We start from the raw sequence: 16,033 nt of genomic DNA, 5'->3' as shown, positions 1-16,033 counted from the left end.
CGTTACGAACGCGTCTCAAGCGAAGGCAACTTCGCTTGGGCCGGCGCTTCTGAAGAGCCGATCCCGAAGAACGCAAGCACCGCATCCGCCTGGCCGCTGACCACAGCCGCGCCATTCGCCGTTGGACAACCCTTCTCGCGTGCGAGTGCGAGCAATGAGGTCGTTTCCGGCTTCGGCACGATATCGATGACCGTCAGACCCGCGTGAAGCGCGCCGCGAAACGGCGCGAGCGCGAATGCCGGCGCCATTCCGACCGGCGTGGCGTTGATCAGCAGATCGAAGCCAGTGACGTCCGGCTCGGTGGTGCGGGCGCAGCAGACGGGAAAATGAGTTTGAACGCGGGCGGCAAGTTCGGCCGCACGGTTGGCGTCGAGATCGAAGACGCCGATCATGGCTGCGCCTGCCGCCGCCAGTGCCATCGTGATGGCGCTCCCCGCTCCGCCGGCACCGAGGATCAAGACCCGTCGGCCGGTCGCGGTTTGCCCCAAGGATGCAAGCGCGCCGAGCAGACCCGCGCCGTCGAACATGTCTCCTGTCCAGGAGCCATCCGGTTCGCGGCGCATCGCATTGATCGCACCGACCGCCTGCCCGATCCGCCCGATCTGATCGGCATAACGGAGGACACGCTCCTTGTGAGGATAGGTCACGACGACGCCCAACAGATTTCCGATCGCCATGATGCCCTTGATGGCGTCATCGAATGTTGCTGTCGGAATCTGCATGGGCTGCAAGACCGCGTTGACCCCGGCCTTGACGATCCGCGGATTGTAAATCTCAGGCGATCGCACCTGCGTGATGGGGTCCCCTATGATGGCCAACAGCTTCGTGTTGCCGTCTATCCCAGCCTGTTTCACGGCCACTCTTTCACGTCTTGATGATGCGATGCTGCCGGAAACCCGGACAATGACGCCGGCGCTGGTCCTGATGATTTCCTGATGAGCAACTCCGCGCTGCATTCGAATGCCATCTCGATAGGACGATTCTCGACACGGCTGATGATGAAACGAGCGGCGTCGCGGCCGACCAACTCGCCCTGCACTCTGACCGTCGTGATCGGGATCGGTAGATGGCTCATGATTTCGATATCGTCATAGCCGACGATCGACAATTGATCCGGAACCTTGATGCCCATCTCCTGACTTTCGAGCAAAGCTCCCACGGCCAGGAATGCGTTGCCGCAAATGACGGCGGTCGGCTGCGGCTTCGCGGCCATGATCTGCCGAAAGAGCGACCTACCCTCCGCGATCGTCCACTCACCGATGGCAAAGTGTTGTGGACGGACCGCCAGGCCCCGCTCGGCCAGCGCATCACGGACGCCTTCCAGCCGCGCGGCGGCACGATCATTGTTCTGCGTCGACTGCGCGATCAGCCCAAACCGCGTGTGGCCGTGATCGATCAGATAGCTCGTCAGCTGGAACAGTGCCTTGCGATTGTCGGGGCCGACGCAGGTCCCGTGGGTCTCGGGCTCATAGACGAAGGCGTAGACAAAGGGCACGCCGCGCTGACTGAGAAAGGTCTCGAGATCGGGATGGTGCGCCTTGCCGATCAGGATCAGGCCATCGATGCCCTGCTCGACAAACTTCCGGACTTGCGCGTATTCCTGAGCGGCATCGTAGTTCGAGCAGGCAAGCAACAAGGTGTAGCCGTTGGCCAGCAGCTCTTCCTGGATCGCGTTGGTCGCTCGCGCGAAATCGCCGTGAGACAGGGTAGGGAACACCGCGCCGATTGCGTTCGATTTTCGGGTCGTCAGCGCGCGCGCTGCACCGTCGGGTACCCAGCCAAGGTGCTTGACGACGGATTCGACCCGCGCGCGAAGCTTCGGCGACACGGCCGCAGGGTTGTTGATCACGCGAGAGACGGTCGCCGTCGAGACGCCTGCCGCGCGCGCAACGTCCCTCAGGCCAACGCTGCTGCGCGATGGCGCAACCCCGTGAAGGACTTGTTCGGTCTCTTCGAAAGTCGGCATTATCTCTCCTGGCCGGGTGCGTTGCATAACTGAACTTCGGTCCGGCCCCTCCAAGGTAGCATGCTCGCCGACACCAGCGCACCGGTCTGGTTTTAGCCGGTTACCGGCGCTGCGGAGCGGTCCGATGTGCTCGCAATCTCCGCCTTGGTGAGGGCGAACTGCAACGCGTACAGCCCTCGATTGATGCCGCTCGCTGCACCATGGCGCTCCAATTCGGAATTGCCGCCTGCATCAGATCGAAAGCTTGCGAGAGCTTCGGCTCTGCTGCCCTCGACCAGCAGGATCCAGGCCGCGACCTTGTCCGGGGCCGCTCGCAGCGCCTTTTCGGCGGTCTGGCCTTGTCCGGCCTGGGTTTGACCTTGCAGAAGGTGGACGCCGACAATTCCGGGGATTGCCGTGAGTACGCGAGCGAGCGGCCCCTTGAGGTTGGACGCCAGGGCATTCGACGCAAGCGTCGTTGCAAAGCTGATGGTCTCGATGAAGCCTCCTTCGCCGAGACCGGTGGTCCAGGACACATCGCAGATCGTCCGCGACGTATCCACGAAATGAGCGACGACCCGACGAGTCCATTCAGTCGGCGCGTTCAGCCGCGCGTGGTAGGGGACGGAAGACAGATCGGCCGCGCTCGTCGTCTCATAGAAGTTGAAGTATTTTGGATGTCCATCGATCGCGACGTAGCGCCTGCCACGCAGAAAACCCGGCAATCCCACCCGCTCGGGAATGTGCTCGCGAACATGCCAGGCAACGAAGTCATCTTCCGCCTCCGGCTTGATGCCATTCCAGATGGCGAGGACGCCTTGACCGAGCAAAGCCATGAAGGGGACCCCATTTGTAACGCTTGCCAAATGCACCGGCCGGCGGAAATCGGCGCAAATGCGGCGCTTGACACCATGAATCAGTCGCTATATGTAACCGGTTACAAATTCCGCGTCAACCGGCTTGCACGCTTGGGGAGATATTCCGTGAAGGTAATTCCGGCATCGGATGCGGCGAGGCTTATCCGGCCTGGCGACAGCGTGATGATCAGCGGATCGGGCGGTGGGCACTGCATTCCCGAGTCCATCATCGCCGCCATCGAGGAGCGCTTCCTGAAGGAAGGGCAACCGCGCGATCTGTGTCTCATCCACGTTGTCGGGCTTGGCGATCGCGTCACGCAGGGCGTTGATCGCTTCCGGCACGAGGGCATGCTCAGGCGCAGCATCACCAGCGCGCTGATCGACTCGCCCTCACTGATCCCCCTGGCGCGGGACAACAAGATCGAATCCTACACCCTTCCCCAGGGCGTGCTGTCGCAACTCACCCGAGACATGGCAGGACGCCGCCCGGGACTGATTACCAAGGTTGGCTTGCACACCTTTATCGATCCACGTCAGCGCGGCGGCCGCCAGAGCGAGACGGCCAAGGATGATCTCGTTGAACTCATGATCATCGATGGTGAGGAATGGCTTCGCTATAAACCGCTTCCGCTCAACGTCGTACTGCTACGAGGAACGACGGCAGACGAAGACGGCAACGTTACCATGGAGCATGAAGCGCTCTTCGGCGAAATGATCTCCACCGCACAAGCCTGTCGGCAGCAAGGCGGAACGGTGATCGTTCAAGTCAAGCGTCTGACCAAGCGCGGAACGCTTCCACCGAAGAACGTCAAGATTCCGGGCATTCTCGTCGACCACATCGTCGTCGACCCTGATCAACGTCAAACATACGCAACAGACTACAACCCCGCTTACGCCGGCGAGCTGCGCATTCCGCTTGAACATCTGAAGCGACTGCCCTTTTCCGAGCGCAAGATTGTCGCCCGCCGGGCCGCGATGGAAATCCTTCCGGGGGCCGTCTGCAATCTTGGCGCCGGCATCTCCACAGGCATTTCGGCGGTCGCGTCGGAGGAAGGCATTCTTGACGAGATCGTCCTCACCAACGAACAAGGCTTCATCGGTGGCGCGCCGCTGACCGGTCCGGATTCCGGAACCGCGCAAAACTACGATGCCGTGATCGACGCCCCTTACCAGTTTGACTTCTATGATGGCGGAGGCCTGGATATCGCGTTCCTATCATTCGCGGAGGTCGACCCGGCAGGCAATGTCAACATCTCGCGCTTCGGCGACAAGATCGTCGGGGTCGGTGGCTTCATCAACATCAGCCAGAACGCACGCAAGGTTGTCTTCAGCGGTACTTTCACAGCCGGCGGGCTGGAGATTCATTTTGAGGATGGCAAGCTTCGCATCGTCAAGGAAGGTCGACACCGCAAGTTCATCAAGTCGATTGAACAGGTTTGCTACAATGCCGATTTCGCGGTGAGAGAAGGCCGCGCCGCGTTGTTCGTGACTGAACGAGCCGTATTTCGAGCCGCACCCGAAGGTCTTCAATTGGTCGAGATCGCGCCCGGCATCGATATCGAACGCGACATTCTGGCCAATATGGATTTTCGGCCGACGATTTCGGGTGCAGTCAAGACAATGGATGCGCGGCTCTTTCTCCCGCAGTTGATGGGCATGGCCGCCGATACTGCAAGCCGCGAGCGAGTGAAGCGATCTCGATAAGCGATGAGGGCATCAACTCTGTTGAAGTGCGCCGACTTCGAGGCCGCCCGAGGCGGCCCCTGAAGTTCATCAATCCGACGCGAACCCGCCCTGATCGGCATCCGCTCGTAGACCGGACGCCTCGGACCTCCCCAAACGGTTGCCAGGAGGCGGATCGGGACTGCGAAAAGGCCGATAAGTTCTGCGGGCCTCGAATAATTAGGAGACGACCTCAGTACAACCTAGCTGACGCTCTTTTGAATGGCGGTTGGCAGCGTGTCGTTTTTGCGCTTCTTGCAATAGGCCATAACCTTTGCAGAATTCTTTTCCAGGCGGTTGTAGTCCAAAACATTGTTCTTTGCGGCTGCGTTGTAATAGCCGCTCATGAAATACCTTACGAAGTCCCGGTCCGCTGGAGAGTATCCCAGCCAATCCCCGCAAGTGACCTTGTTCATATCCAGCTTGATCTGAGCCGTAGCTGGCGATGAGGCCGCGCCTATCAAAATCACAACAATAAGGGCCGTGCATCTCATGATCATCCTCCAACGTTGCGAGCCGTCAATTGGTGCCTACCGCTTTTTGCAAGCCATACATGACGCTTTCCGCTGGATGGTATTGGCACCACGCCTTCACGCTTGCGATGTTTCTTTGATGCAAAGCAAGGTCCACAAAGGGCCTGTCGTTCTGATAACTGAACCACCCGCTCATCCAGGCAGAGAATTTATCCGACTGTGACGACGGCATAGCCAGATATTGCTCACACGTGATCTTCGCCATATCGATGGTTAGCTGCGCATTCGCAACGATTGGAGCAATCGAGATGGCAAACGTCAGACTGATCAATCCACATCTCATTGAGGTCGTCCTCGTTGCTGGGTCCACCCTGATTTGAAAACGGCTGCAGCCACAATCGGTTTTTGTCAGAAAGCCAAACACAGCCCCGGCGCAACAACATAAACCCGGAAGAATATGTCACTGCCCATGACACCACCTCACGTGCGGCGACAAATCTACGTTGGGAAAACTCGGCACCGCTAGTGCAGTTTGTGCCAGGGAAATGTTGCGAAGCAATTCGGGCGCGGACACGGTTACCGGCCCGCGCACGTCGTTACAGGCGACTCGGGCGATCAATCTCCAGAATCTCTCCGTCAGCTTCGAACGCAAGGGATCGTCTATGATCGACGCACTCGTCGAATGCGTTGCCAAGAACGAGAAGAGATACAAGAACTTCAAACCCACGCTCGATAAAGATCCCGACGCGATCAAGGACAAGATTTGAGATAGGGACCTCATCAGCCGGCGAGTCGCGACCAAGCGAGCGCCCAACCGACTTGAAATGCCACTGCCCTCACTTGGCGCGCGACGACGGCTCCCTCCAGATCATCGTGGGTGGATAGAGCACCTGCGCGAAAGGCGCGAGGGTGCCCTATCCGTTCTCGACGATCTGGTTGCTGCGATCGGATTGGGACACATGATCTGCGCCGCGACGTTGAAGTCGACCTTAAGAAGCGCAGGCTCGTGCAAGCCGGCACAAGTCCAATCGGACCAGTGCGATCGACACCTTGCCGTCCATCACAAGGTATGGGCCGAGGTATGGGCTAACAATTAGCCTGGTTCAGGAAGCACTGAAATATAAGGACTTTTCGACCTGTATGGCGGAGAGGGAGGGATTCGAACCCCCGATAGGCTTGCACCTATGCCGCATTTCGAGTGCGGTGCATTCAACCACTCTGCCACCTCTCCAGTGGGTCCGGGTGATTTGCGCCACCCGCGGTCGGCGCGTGTTCTAGGCGAGGATGGCGAGCCAGACAAGGCACTGCAATAATATTTCCATCATGCCGAAGGCGAGCAATTGGGGCACAGAGGTCACCGAGAATGCGCATGGAAACAATGCGTTGGCGGCGTGGCTTCGATCCGATTGTGCCTCGCGTCGAGCCGGGCAGAAAGGAAGCGAATCATGGAGCATAGGACGGTGCGAGCCAATGGCGCGACGTTCCACGTTGCGCGGATCGGCAGCGGCAAGCCGCTGCTTCTCCTGCACGGATGGCCGGAATTCTGGTTGACCTGGGAGCCGGTGATGACGCGCCTTGCCGGCCGGTTCGCGCTGGTCGCGCCCGACCTGCGCGGCTTCGGCGACAGCGACAAGCCGAACGGACCTTACGGCCCGGAACAGCACGCCTCGGACATGCTGGCACTCATGGATGCACTCGGCCTCGAGAAGGCCGGCGTCGTCGGCCACGACGTCGGCGGCGCGGTCATGCAGCCGTTTGCCCGCGAGGCGCCGGAACGAGTCGCCGGGCTGTTCTTTTTCAACTTCGTCTATCCCGGCATCGGGCCGCGCATGGCCGCGCCCGACCGGCTGAACCACATCTGGTACCAGTCGTTCCACCAGATGGAGATGGCGCCGGCGCTGGTCGGCGCTAACAGCGAGAGCTGCCGGACCTATATCGGCCACTTCCTGCGCGGCTGGTCGCATCGCAAGGCGGCGTTCGATGACGCACTCGATGCCTTCACCGACAATTTCATGAAGCAAGGCAATCTCGCCGGCGGTTTCGCGCATTATCGCGCAGCGCACGCCGCGCGCGTGAAGATGATGCTCGGCGAAGCGCCAGTGCTGCCGACGATCGCGCTGCCGACCTGCATCCGCTGGACCGAGCACGATCCGCTGTTTCCCTATGCCTGGACCGACCGGCTCGGCCAGACCTTCAGCAATCTGGATCTGAAGATGTTTCCCGATGTCGGTCACTTTCCGCACCGCGAGGATCCCGACCACGCGGCCTCCGAGATCGCGGGGTTTTTCGAGCGAATCAATTGGACGTAGAATGGGTGGGACCGCCAGACGCGACAAAAATAACTGGCGGTCCCGTGCCGCTTCATCAAAATGCCGGCGGCGAAGTACGGCTTCGTCCGCCAGCTGCGAGCGACCAGATCACGCTAGAGAGCTCAAGGGAAACGGCAACGCGAACCGCGTCTTAACCTAACCGGTCAACCTTAACCGGCAGCGGAACACCGGGCGAAACGCCAAGTCACACGTCAGGCCTTGGCCTTCTTGGCCTTCTTCTCAGCCTCTTCGTCGTCCTTCGGCTTCTTTTCGTCCTTGCCGTTGTCCTTCTTGCGATTGGTGTAGCGGGCATTGCCGAGCCCGGTCCCAATCGTCAGCACGCCCCAGCGCCCGACGTCCTGCATGAAGGGAACTTCGGCGAGCCCCTGCACAACCCCGTCATTGTGCATCACGATCGCGGTGTCATGGCCGCCGATCTCGGGAATGGCCTCGACCAGGCTCCCCGGCAGGTTGAATTTGCTGCTCTCCCAATTGCCCGGCAGGTTCTGCGCGCCTTTCTCGATCGATCCATCCTCGTCGATGACGCCGGGGCAAGCGATGCCGATGAACGGCGCGAGCTTCAGCCCGTCGGCTTCGGCGGCGGCAATCAGATCCTTTAGCATTTTGACCAGCCGCTTCACCGCGCCGTCGCGCGTGGGCTCGTCATCGGCGTGGCGCCACAGCTCCGACTTCCAGACCGCCGCCTTCGACAGGTCACGCGCCCTCTTCCAGCGCGTCTCCACGACGCCGCAGCGGATATTGGTGCCGCCGATATCGACCGCCAAAATGCTGTCGTGAGCCTCGAAGATCCATGACGGCGCAAGATGCAGCGCGCCGATCAGGCCGGCGTCATCGGGGTGAAAGCGGATCGGCACCATGTCGACCTTGAAATCCTCCGACTTGAGGATGATCTGCGTACGCGCGATCGCGAGTTCGCCGAGCCGGCTCTCGCGAAAGCCGCCGCCGACCACGATGCGCTCGGTTTTCGCCCAGGCCTTGGTCTTCAGGAACCGCCGCGTCACATAAGCGAGCTCCTGCGCGAACTCCTCGATCGCGCTGTGTACGACGGCGGACGCCTCGGTATCTTCGCCGACCAGAATGGCATCCAGGGTCTTCTTGCTGATCTTGTCCGACGGCTCGTCGCCGAAGGGGTCCTCGTCCGACTTGCGCAGTGGCTTGCGCCAACGGTCGAAGATCCTGCGGAATGCGCCCTTGGACGCGCGGTCGCCGAGGAAGCCATCCTCGTCCTTCAGCTCGATGTTGAAGCTGTCGACGTCTACCGACGGCAGCCTTGCGGCGCCGTGGCGCGCGATGCCCGTGGTTGTTAGAATATCTTCGGCCATGTGCCCTCTGCCCGATGGGAGTCGCGGAGACAACGGGCGGGGAACCCGTTGGTTTCAAAGATCAGGGCAGAACGAGCGCGGTTCCCGGCGGCGCCAAAAGCGACGCCAAATCCTTCATTTTTGGCCGGTTTTGCCCTCGTTTGCCTTGACTCGCTGCGGTTTGCGGCTATAAGTCCGCCCATCCGGCGCGAGGATTTTCGCGCCGCTTGTTTTTTGCGTGACTAACCAAGGGAATTCGTTTTCCTTCGCGCAAAATATCGTAACCCGTAGCGACTGAACAAAAAGCCGACCCGGGCGAGCCGTCCGAGGCCGGGATCGAACACGAAGGAATCAAACGATGTTCGCAGTCATCAAGACCGGCGGCCGGCAGTACCGGGTCGTCCCGAATGATGTACTCGAGATAGGCAAGATCGCCGGCGATGTCGGTACGATCGTGCAGCTTGGCGAGGTTCTGGTGCTCGGCGGTGACACGCCGGTGCTGGGAACGCCCACCGTGGCAGGCGCCTCGGTTGCGGCCGAAGTGCTGCAGCACAAGCGCGGCCCCAAGGTGATCGCGTTCAAGAAGCGTCGCCGCAAGAATTCACGCCGCAAGCGCGGCTATCGCGATGAGCTCACGGTGCTTCGCATCACCGAGATCCTCGCCGACAACGCGAAGCCGACCATCGGCCCGCGGCCGAAGAGGGAAAAACCGGCAGCATCGGTCGAGAAGGCCGCATAGCTGGCGCGCACAAGAAGTGATCGTCACGACAAAATTTTGCGTGACCAGAATGGAAATGATTCCGTCAAGGAATTGATCTAGGGATTAGAGAAGTCGGAGGCGAGCCATGGCTCACAAAAAGGCAGGCGGTTCATCGCGCAACGGACGCGATTCCAAGGGCAAGCGCCTTGGAATCAAGGCGTTCGGCGGCGAGCGTGTGATTCCCGGCAACATCATCGCGCGTCAGCGCGGCACCACTTGGCATCCAGGCCTTAATGTCGGCATCGGCACTGACCATACTCTCTTCGCCAAAGTAGAGGGTCACGTCGAGTTCCGTGCCAAGGCCAATGGCCGCACATTCGTATCGGTTATCCCGGTGGCTGAAGCGGCCGAATAGACGGTGGACATACACGAGTCCGCCGGGTCCTGTTGAACCGGCGGAGTCGAAAAGGGCTCCAGGGGAGGCAGGACAACCGGCCTCCCCATTTTGTTGCGCGTGTTCAGCTTCGACCACGCACAACGTTCCAAGCGTTGCGTATCGTTTTTTTCGCATCACAGGAGCCCGACATGCTGCAGGACATCCCGACTCCGACCTTGCGCGAGGCAAGAGCTTGCGTCCTCGAGACCGAACGGCTGACATTGCGCAAGCCGACGCTCGCGGACGTAAAAGCAATTGCGCGGCTGGCCAATAATCGCCGCATCGCGGAGAATACCCGCCGCCTGCCGCATCCCTACAGCCAGGACGATGCTATCGCCTTCGTGCGTGCATTGGCTGCAGGTGGCCGCGAGACGGTGTTCCTGATCGAGAACAATTACGCACCAATCGGCATGGTCGGCATCGACTGGCGCGACGAGGCCACGCCGGAGCTCGGCTATTGGCTAGGCGTCGACCATTGGGGCCAGGGTTTCGGCACCGAAGCTGCGCGCGCGCTGATCGATTATTTCTTCGAGGAGTTCGACCTCGACTACCTGATCTCCGGCGCCCGCGTCGCAAACCCATCGTCGCGCAATATCCTCGAGAAATGCGGCTTCCAGTGGAGCGGGGTCGAGTTGCACCGATTCGAGGCGCTGGGCTCGTCGACCCCGGTCGACTGCTTCCGGCTCTCTCGCAGCGTCTGGTCGTCGCTAAAGAACTGGAACAATTCAACGCGGCGTGAGGGGTAGGGCTCGATCGCCCCGCGACACCGCATCCTCGTCCCGGCCGGTGCTTCGATTCTGATGGAATCAGAATCGAAGCACCGATTCTTTCTTTGGCGCGTCTCCTCCGCACGAACCCCGTGGCCACTTCGCTCGAAAACCCACAGGGCTGGGACAGCCACGCAGTTACACTGGCGGGCTCACCACCTGCTCCTCGCGCCCAAGCTTCTGCTCGCGCAGAAAGATGTAGAGCCCGGCAGCGATGATGATCGCGGCGCCAAGGATCGTGGCCCAGGACGGCACGTCGCCGAACACCACAAAGCCGAAGATGACCGCCCAGACGATCATCGAATACTGATAGGGCACGACTACGCTTGCTGGCGCGAGCTTCAGCGAGCGGTTCACACACAGCAGCGCGGCGACCGAAATGATGCCGGCGGCGGCGAAGAGCACCAGACTGCCGGCGCTCGGCGTAACCCAGCCGAACGGCGATAGCACCGCCCCCAGCAGGAACGTGCCGCCGAATTGCGACGCCGCAAGCACGATGTCCGGCGTCGCTCGCAACGAGCGGGTGATCAGCATCAGAAGCGCAAACGACATGCTGCCGCCGAGCGCGATCATCGCCGGCCAGCTCACCGTCTGCGACGACGGCCTGAGCGCGATCAAGACACCGCAGAAGCCGACCAGGATCGCGGTCCAGCGCCGCCATCCGACATGTTCGCCGAGGACGATACCGGACAGCGCGGTGACGAAGATCGGGCACGCGAGATAGTAGGTGATGACGTCCGCAAGCGGCAGATAGACGGTCGCAAGGAAGAATGCCGCGACCTCCAGCGTCGACAGCGTGACCCGCAGCAATTGCAGCCATGGCCGCTCGAGGTGGAAGAATTCCGCGCGCTGCTTCCACACGATCGGCAGCAGCACGAGCAGTGCCGCGCAGGCGCGCAGCCACAGCAACTGCCCGACCGAATAGGTCGCAACGATGTATTTGCCCATCGCGTCGCCGAACGAGAACATGAAGATCGACAGCAGCATCAGCCCGATGCCGGCAAGCCGCGCGGACCGGTCGTCATAGGAGGACAGCTTTGCGAACAGGCTCATGGATGGATTTGCGCGTCTGCGTCGTTTCGTCATGGCCGGGTTTGATACCGGCTCTTGCTGCGCCCGCTTTTAAAGACGTGGATGCCCGGGACAAGCCCGGGCACGACGAATTGAGCCGATTGCCGCACCCGCATCGCTGCGATACCGGTACCGCGGTCCGGTAACAAAATAACGCAGGAAACGCAGCATGACCGAATTTGACCCCGCCCATCACCGCATGGTGAGCGAGCAGCGCTGGTTTGAGGATTTCGTGCTCGGCGAGCGCTTCGTGATTCCGAGCCGGACCCAGACGGCGGCTGTGTTCGCCGCATTCCAGACTGCAAGCGGCGACACCCACCCGATCCATTACGACATCGAATATTGTCGCGCGCGCGGCATGCCTGACCTGCTCGCGCATGGATTCCAGACATTGGTGCACACCGCACCCGGCGCGGGGCTGTTTCCCTACCTGGTCGAGGCGTCGCTGGTCGGCTTCCTCGAGCAATCTAGCAAGTTCCTTAAGCCGGTCTACGCCGGCGACACCATCTACCCCGCACTGGAGGTGATCGAACTCGCCCCCGGCCGCGCCACCGGCGTGGTGACGCTGCGTTCGACGGTGCACAACCAGCGCCGCGAGCTGGTGCTTGAGGGAATGCAGAAATTCTTGGTGCGACGCCGGCCGGTCTAGCTCCGCAGATGTCAAAAAAGGCTCGAAAATCGAGGCTTTTCGGCAATATCCGGCTGCTTCAGGGTTGCCGCATCGGCCCCCCTGCCCTAACTATTCACGATCATGAAATTCCTCGATGAAGCAAAGGTCTATATTCGCTCCGGCGACGGCGGCAATGGCTGCGTCGCGTTCCGGCGCGAGAAGTTCATCGAATTCGGCGGCCCTTCCGGCGGCAATGGCGGCCGTGGCGGCGATGTCATCATTGAGGCCGTCGACGCACTCAATACGCTGATCGACTATCGCTATCAGCAGCATTTCAAGGCGCAGAAGGGCGGCAATGGCATGGGCAAGGACCGCCATGGCGCCAACGGCAAGTCGATCGTGCTGAAAGTCCCCGTTGGCACCCAGGTGTTCGACGAGGATCGTGAAACGCTGATCCACGACTTCACCACGCTCGGCGAAAAGTTCGTGCTCGCCGAAGGTGGCAATGGCGGTTTCGGCAATGCGCATTTCAAGTCTTCAACCAATCGCGCGCCGCGCAATGCCAATCCCGGACAGCCGGGCGAGGAGCGCTGGATCTGGCTGCGCATGAAGCTGATCGCCGATGCCGGCCTCGTCGGCCTGCCCAACGCCGGCAAGTCGACCTTCCTGTCGGTCGTCAGCGCGGCGAGGCCGAAGATCGCCGACTATCCCTTCACCACGCTGCATCCGCAGCTCGGCGTGGTGAGCTTCGGTGGCCGCGAATTCGTGCTTGCCGATATTCCCGGCCTCATCGAAGGCGCGCATGAGGGCGCCGGGCTCGGCGACCGCTTCCTCGGCCATGTCGAGCGCTGCCGCGTGCTGCTGCATCTGGTTGATGCAACCTGCGAGCACGCCGGCAAGGCCTACAAGACCGTGCGCGCCGAACTCGAAGCCTACGAGGGCCATCTCGCCGACAAGGTCGAGATCGTCGCATTGAACAAGATCGACGCGGTCACCTCAGAGGATTTGAAGAAGCAGAAGGACCGCTTGAAACGAGCGGCGAGGAAGACGCCGCTGTTGCTCTCCGGCGTGACCGGCGAAGGCGTGCAGGAAGCTCTTCGCGCCCTGGTCGAGGTGATCGGCGAAGCGCCGGTCTCCAGCAAGGCCAAGGGCGACGCGGCGCCGTGGGCGACGCCGGCACCGCAGGGTTGATCGGCGCCCACGCCACTTCCCAAGCCACGTTGCGCCGCGTATTGCTTCCACCGATTTTCTTTCTGCTCCAACCAGCCCCATGAAACGCCCCGCGCTCAAAAACTTTCGCCGGATCGTCGTCAAGGTCGGCTCATCGCTATTGGTCGACTCGCAGGCCGGCGAGCTGCGCGCCTCCTGGCTCGCCGCGCTGGTCGACGACATCGCGAAGCTGCACAAGGAAGGCCGCGAGGTGATGGTGGTGTCGTCGGGCTCGATCGCGCTCGGCCGCAGCCGCCTCAAACTGCCGCGCGGCCCGCTGAAACTTGAAGAGAGCCAGGCCGCCGCGGCGGTCGGACAGATCGCGCTGGCACGGATCTGGTCGGAGGTGCTGGGCCGTCAGGGCATCGGCGCAGGCCAGATCCTTGTAACGCTGCAGGACACCGAGGAACGCCGCCGCTATCTCAACGCACGTTCGACGATCGCAAAGCTCCTGGAATGGCGCGCGGTCCCCATCATCAACGAGAACGACACGGTCGCCACCAACGAGATTCGCTACGGCGACAATGATCGCCTCGCCGCCCGCGTCGCCACCATGGCGAGCGCCGATCTCTTGATCCTGCTGTCCGACATCGACGGGCTCTATACCGCGCCGCCGTCGGCCAATCCCGGCGCGACGCTGATTCCGGTCGTCGAGAGCGTTACCTCGGAAATCGAGGCAATGGCGGGCGCCGCCGAATCCGAGCTGTCGCGCGGCGGCATGGCCACCAAGATCGAGGCTGCGAAGATTGCGACCACATCGGGGACCCATATGCTGATCGCCTCGGGCAAGATCGAGCATCCGTTGCAGGCGATCGCCGATGGCGGCCGCTGCACCTGGTTTCTGACACCGGCCAACCCGGTAACCGCGCGCAAACGCTGGATCGCGGGATCGCTGGAGCCCAAGGGGACGCTGACGATCGACGCCGGCGCGGTGGTGGCGCTGCGTGCCGGCAAGAGCCTGCTGCCGGCCGGCGTGATCAGGGTCGACGGCCACTTCACTCGCGGCGATGCAGTGGTGGTGCGCGGCCCCGACACCCATGAGATCGGCCGTGGCCTCGTTGCCTACGACGCCGAGGATGCCGAGAAGATCAAGGGCCGCTCCTCGCCTGACGTCATGGCGATTCTGGGCATCACCGGCCGGGCCGAAATGATCCATCGCGACGACCTCGTGGTGGGTCCTGCCGGCGCAATTCCGCCCAAATAAGCCTTGACCGATCGCCACACGGCGCGGCGTTCACCTGCCATGCCGGTTCCGCGCCTCGCCAGCCCTCAATTGCCATGCTAGAACATGGCCTTAATCGAAAAGCCGGAATTGCACATGACCGCGCCGCTGAAGGCGATCGACGGTAACGCCGATCTCACCATCCTGATGACCGACCTCGCCGCCAAAGCGCGTGCCGCAGCGCGCGTGCTGGCGCTGGCGCCGCCGGAGCAGAAGAACCGGGCGCTCCAGGCGATCGAGCGCGCGATCCGCGACCATGCGCCCGCGATCCTGGCTGCCAATGCCGAGGATGTCGCGGAGGCGCGTGCCGGCGGCATCGCCCCCGCCTTCCTTGACCGCCTGACGCTGACGCGGGCGCGCGTTGATAGCATGGCCGACGGCGTACTAGCCGTGCGCGAGATTCCCGATCCGGTCGGTGCTGTCACTGAAAGCTGGCAGCGGCCGAACGGCATGACGATCGAGCGCGTGCGCGTGCCGCTCGGCGTGATCGGCGTGATCTTCGAAAGCCGCCCCAATGTCGCGGCCGACGCCGGCGTGCTTTGCCTGAAGTCGGGCAACTCCGTGATCCTGCGCGGCGGTTCGGACAGTTTCCGCTCCTGCCGCGCGATCCATGATTGCCTGGTGCTAGGCCTGCGCGCGGCCGGCTTGCCAGAGGCTGCGATCACCCTGGTGCCGACGCGCGATCGTGCAGCGGTCGGTCTGATGCTGTCCGGATTGAGCGGCGGCATCGACGTGATCGTGCCGCGTGGAGGCAAGAGCCTCGTCGCGCGGGTCGAAGCGGAGGCACGGGTGCCCGTCTTCGCGCATCTCGAAGGCGTCAATCACGTCTATGTCGACGCCAGCGCCAATCTCGAAATGGCGAAGTCGATCGTGCTGAACGCGAAGATGCGCCGCACCGGCGTCTGTGGCGCGGCTGAGACCCTGCTCGTCGATCGCGCCGGCGCGGCGACGAGCCTGAAGCCGCTGGTCGAGATGCTCATCGACGCCGGCTGCCAGGTGCGCGGCGACGATGCCGTGCAAAAGGTCGATCCGCGCGTCACGCCGGCGACCGCCGACGATTGGGATACTGAATATCTCGATGCGGTGATCGCCGCGCGCGTCGTCGACGGCGTCGAGGACGCAATTGCCCATATCCACGATCACGGTTCGCGTCATACCGATTCGATCGTGGCCGAGAATTCCAACACCGCGGAGAAATTCCTCAACGAGGTCGACTCCGCAATCGTGCTGCACAATGCATCGACGCAATTCGCCGATGGCGGCGAGTTCGGCTTCGGCGCCGAGATCGGAATCGCAACCGGCAAATTCCACGCCCGCGGTCCAGTCGGCGCCGAGCAGTTGACGAGCTTCAAATATCGCGTCCGCGGCACGGGACAGACGCGGCCGTGAT

17 protein-coding genes and 1 tRNA gene are annotated in these 16,033 nt (G+C 62.1%); 10 read left to right on the top strand and 8 right to left on the bottom strand.

Going from position 1 to position 16,033, the window contains the following annotated elements; genetic code table 11:
* Positions 1 to 2 precede the first annotated feature (2 nt).
* The 3 genes from JQ553_RS19875 to JQ553_RS19865 all read right to left on the bottom strand — a co-directional run bounded on the left by JQ553_RS19875 (position 3) and on the right by JQ553_RS19865 (position 2,781).
* Entirely contained in the window at positions 3 to 854 is an 852-nt protein-coding gene (locus JQ553_RS19875) for a shikimate dehydrogenase (RefSeq protein ID WP_212501696.1), read from the bottom strand.
* Complete coding sequence (locus tag JQ553_RS19870; protein WP_249144434.1) at positions 851 to 1,966, bottom strand: LacI family DNA-binding transcriptional regulator; 1,116 nt, start codon at positions 1,964 to 1,966, stop codon at positions 851 to 853. The genes JQ553_RS19875 and JQ553_RS19870 overlap by 4 nt, the downstream gene beginning before the upstream one ends.
* A 92-nt stretch (positions 1,967 to 2,058) precedes the next feature.
* Complete coding sequence (locus tag JQ553_RS19865; RefSeq protein ID WP_212501695.1) at positions 2,059 to 2,781, bottom strand: DUF4286 family protein; 723 nt, start codon at positions 2,779 to 2,781, stop codon at positions 2,059 to 2,061.
* On the opposite strand from JQ553_RS19865, the gene JQ553_RS19860 reads away from it, so the two are divergent.
* A complete protein-coding gene (locus JQ553_RS19860) occupies positions 2,764 to 4,506 on the top strand; it encodes an acyl CoA:acetate/3-ketoacid CoA transferase (RefSeq protein WP_249144433.1) in 1,743 nt (580 codons plus the stop codon). The two genes, JQ553_RS19865 and JQ553_RS19860, sit on opposite strands and share 18 nt — an antisense overlap.
* Positions 4,507 to 4,727: 221 nt before the next feature.
* Here the strand turns inward: JQ553_RS19860 and JQ553_RS19855 are convergent, their stop codons facing one another.
* Both JQ553_RS19855 and JQ553_RS19850 read right to left on the bottom strand, forming a co-directional pair.
* On the bottom strand, positions 4,728 to 5,018 hold the full coding sequence (locus JQ553_RS19855; protein WP_249144432.1) for an HdeA/HdeB family chaperone: 291 nt from the start codon (positions 5,016 to 5,018) through the stop codon (positions 4,728 to 4,730).
* A 25-nt stretch (positions 5,019 to 5,043) separates the two neighbouring features.
* Positions 5,044 to 5,328, bottom strand: coding sequence for an HdeA/HdeB family chaperone (locus JQ553_RS19850; RefSeq protein WP_249144431.1), 285 nt, complete (start codon positions 5,326 to 5,328; stop codon positions 5,044 to 5,046).
* A 172-nt stretch (positions 5,329 to 5,500) separates the two neighbouring features.
* On the opposite strand from JQ553_RS19850, the gene JQ553_RS19845 reads away from it, so the two are divergent.
* On the top strand, positions 5,501 to 5,764 hold the full coding sequence (locus JQ553_RS19845; protein WP_212501692.1) for a hypothetical protein: 264 nt from the start codon (positions 5,501 to 5,503) through the stop codon (positions 5,762 to 5,764).
* Positions 5,765 to 6,138: 374 nt separating this feature from the next.
* Here the strand turns inward: JQ553_RS19845 and JQ553_RS19840 are convergent.
* Positions 6,139 to 6,228, bottom strand: a tRNA-Ser gene (locus JQ553_RS19840).
* Positions 6,229 to 6,442: 214 nt separating this feature from the next.
* Here JQ553_RS19840 and JQ553_RS19835 point away from each other — a divergent pair.
* The gene (locus tag JQ553_RS19835) at positions 6,443 to 7,306 is read left to right on the top strand and encodes an alpha/beta fold hydrolase (protein ID WP_212501691.1); all 864 of its coding nucleotides are present in this window, start codon (positions 6,443 to 6,445) and stop codon (positions 7,304 to 7,306) included.
* 212 nt (positions 7,307 to 7,518) lie between these two features.
* On the opposite strand, the gene JQ553_RS19830 is transcribed toward JQ553_RS19835, so the two are convergent.
* Positions 7,519 to 8,649: an ROK family protein gene (locus JQ553_RS19830; RefSeq protein ID WP_212501690.1), complete on the bottom strand. Its 1,131-nt coding sequence runs from the start codon at positions 8,647 to 8,649 to the stop codon at positions 7,519 to 7,521.
* Between the two features lie 337 nt (positions 8,650 to 8,986).
* Between JQ553_RS19830 and rplU the strand changes: the two genes are divergently transcribed.
* The 3 genes from rplU to JQ553_RS19815 all read left to right on the top strand — a co-directional run bounded on the left by rplU (position 8,987) and on the right by JQ553_RS19815 (position 10,510).
* Positions 8,987 to 9,367, top strand: a complete 381-nt coding sequence (gene rplU / locus JQ553_RS19825; protein WP_212501689.1) for a 50S ribosomal protein L21 — start codon at positions 8,987 to 8,989, stop codon at positions 9,365 to 9,367.
* 106 nt (positions 9,368 to 9,473) lie between these two features.
* The gene (rpmA, locus tag JQ553_RS19820; RefSeq protein ID WP_212501688.1) at positions 9,474 to 9,743 is read left to right on the top strand and encodes a 50S ribosomal protein L27; all 270 of its coding nucleotides are present in this window, start codon (positions 9,474 to 9,476) and stop codon (positions 9,741 to 9,743) included.
* Positions 9,744 to 9,913: 170 nt separating this feature from the next.
* Positions 9,914 to 10,510, top strand: a complete 597-nt coding sequence (locus tag JQ553_RS19815) for a GNAT family N-acetyltransferase (RefSeq protein WP_212501687.1) — start codon at positions 9,914 to 9,916, stop codon at positions 10,508 to 10,510.
* Between the two features lie 159 nt (positions 10,511 to 10,669).
* On the opposite strand, the gene JQ553_RS19810 is transcribed toward JQ553_RS19815, so the two are convergent.
* On the bottom strand, positions 10,670 to 11,584 hold the full coding sequence (locus tag JQ553_RS19810) for a DMT family transporter (RefSeq protein ID WP_212501686.1): 915 nt from the start codon (positions 11,582 to 11,584) through the stop codon (positions 10,670 to 10,672).
* Positions 11,585 to 11,771: 187 nt separating this feature from the next.
* On the opposite strand from JQ553_RS19810, the gene JQ553_RS19805 reads away from it, so the two are divergent.
* The 4 genes from JQ553_RS19805 to JQ553_RS19790 all read left to right on the top strand — a co-directional run bounded on the left by JQ553_RS19805 (position 11,772) and on the right by JQ553_RS19790 (position 16,032).
* Complete coding sequence (locus JQ553_RS19805) at positions 11,772 to 12,251, top strand: MaoC family dehydratase (protein ID WP_212501685.1); 480 nt, start codon at positions 11,772 to 11,774, stop codon at positions 12,249 to 12,251.
* 102 nt (positions 12,252 to 12,353) lie between these two features.
* Entirely contained in the window at positions 12,354 to 13,403 is a 1,050-nt protein-coding gene (gene obgE / locus JQ553_RS19800) for a GTPase ObgE (protein WP_212501684.1), read from the top strand.
* 79 nt (positions 13,404 to 13,482) lie between these two features.
* Complete coding sequence (gene proB / locus JQ553_RS19795; RefSeq protein ID WP_212501683.1) at positions 13,483 to 14,625, top strand: glutamate 5-kinase; 1,143 nt, start codon at positions 13,483 to 13,485, stop codon at positions 14,623 to 14,625.
* Between the two features lie 114 nt (positions 14,626 to 14,739).
* Complete coding sequence (locus JQ553_RS19790; protein WP_212501682.1) at positions 14,740 to 16,032, top strand: glutamate-5-semialdehyde dehydrogenase; 1,293 nt, start codon at positions 14,740 to 14,742, stop codon at positions 16,030 to 16,032.
* Position 16,033: the final 1 nt, after the last annotated feature.

The organism is Bradyrhizobium lablabi (assembly GCF_018131005.1).
Lineage (GTDB): Bacteria > Pseudomonadota > Alphaproteobacteria > Rhizobiales > Xanthobacteraceae > Bradyrhizobium > Bradyrhizobium lablabi_D.
This window is presented reverse-complemented; position numbering and strand designations above follow the sequence as displayed.

What these genes read in the sequence shown, in the direction of transcription:
- JQ553_RS19870 (WP_249144434.1), bottom strand. Translation starts at nt 1,966, where the DNA reads ATGCCGACTTTCGAAGAGACCGAACAAGTCCTTCACGGGGTTGCGCCA.
- JQ553_RS19865 (WP_212501695.1), bottom strand. Translation starts at nt 2,781, where the DNA reads ATGGCTTTGCTCGGTCAAGGCGTCCTCGCCATCTGGAATGGCATCAAG.
- JQ553_RS19855 (WP_249144432.1), bottom strand. Translation starts at nt 5,018, where the DNA reads ATGAGATGCACGGCCCTTATTGTTGTGATTTTGATAGGCGCGGCCTCA.
- JQ553_RS19835 (WP_212501691.1), top strand. Translation starts at nt 6,443, where the DNA reads ATGGAGCATAGGACGGTGCGAGCCAATGGCGCGACGTTCCACGTTGCG.
- JQ553_RS19830 (WP_212501690.1), bottom strand. Translation starts at nt 8,649, where the DNA reads ATGGCCGAAGATATTCTAACAACCACGGGCATCGCGCGCCACGGCGCC.
- rplU (WP_212501689.1), top strand. Translation starts at nt 8,987, where the DNA reads ATGTTCGCAGTCATCAAGACCGGCGGCCGGCAGTACCGGGTCGTCCCG.
- rpmA (WP_212501688.1), top strand. Translation starts at nt 9,474, where the DNA reads ATGGCTCACAAAAAGGCAGGCGGTTCATCGCGCAACGGACGCGATTCC.
- JQ553_RS19815 (WP_212501687.1), top strand. Translation starts at nt 9,914, where the DNA reads ATGCTGCAGGACATCCCGACTCCGACCTTGCGCGAGGCAAGAGCTTGC.
- JQ553_RS19810 (WP_212501686.1), bottom strand. Translation starts at nt 11,584, where the DNA reads ATGAGCCTGTTCGCAAAGCTGTCCTCCTATGACGACCGGTCCGCGCGG.
- JQ553_RS19805 (WP_212501685.1), top strand. Translation starts at nt 11,772, where the DNA reads ATGACCGAATTTGACCCCGCCCATCACCGCATGGTGAGCGAGCAGCGC.
- obgE (WP_212501684.1), top strand. Translation starts at nt 12,354, where the DNA reads ATGAAATTCCTCGATGAAGCAAAGGTCTATATTCGCTCCGGCGACGGC.
- proB (WP_212501683.1), top strand. Translation starts at nt 13,483, where the DNA reads ATGAAACGCCCCGCGCTCAAAAACTTTCGCCGGATCGTCGTCAAGGTC.
- JQ553_RS19790 (WP_212501682.1), top strand. Translation starts at nt 14,740, where the DNA reads ATGACCGCGCCGCTGAAGGCGATCGACGGTAACGCCGATCTCACCATC.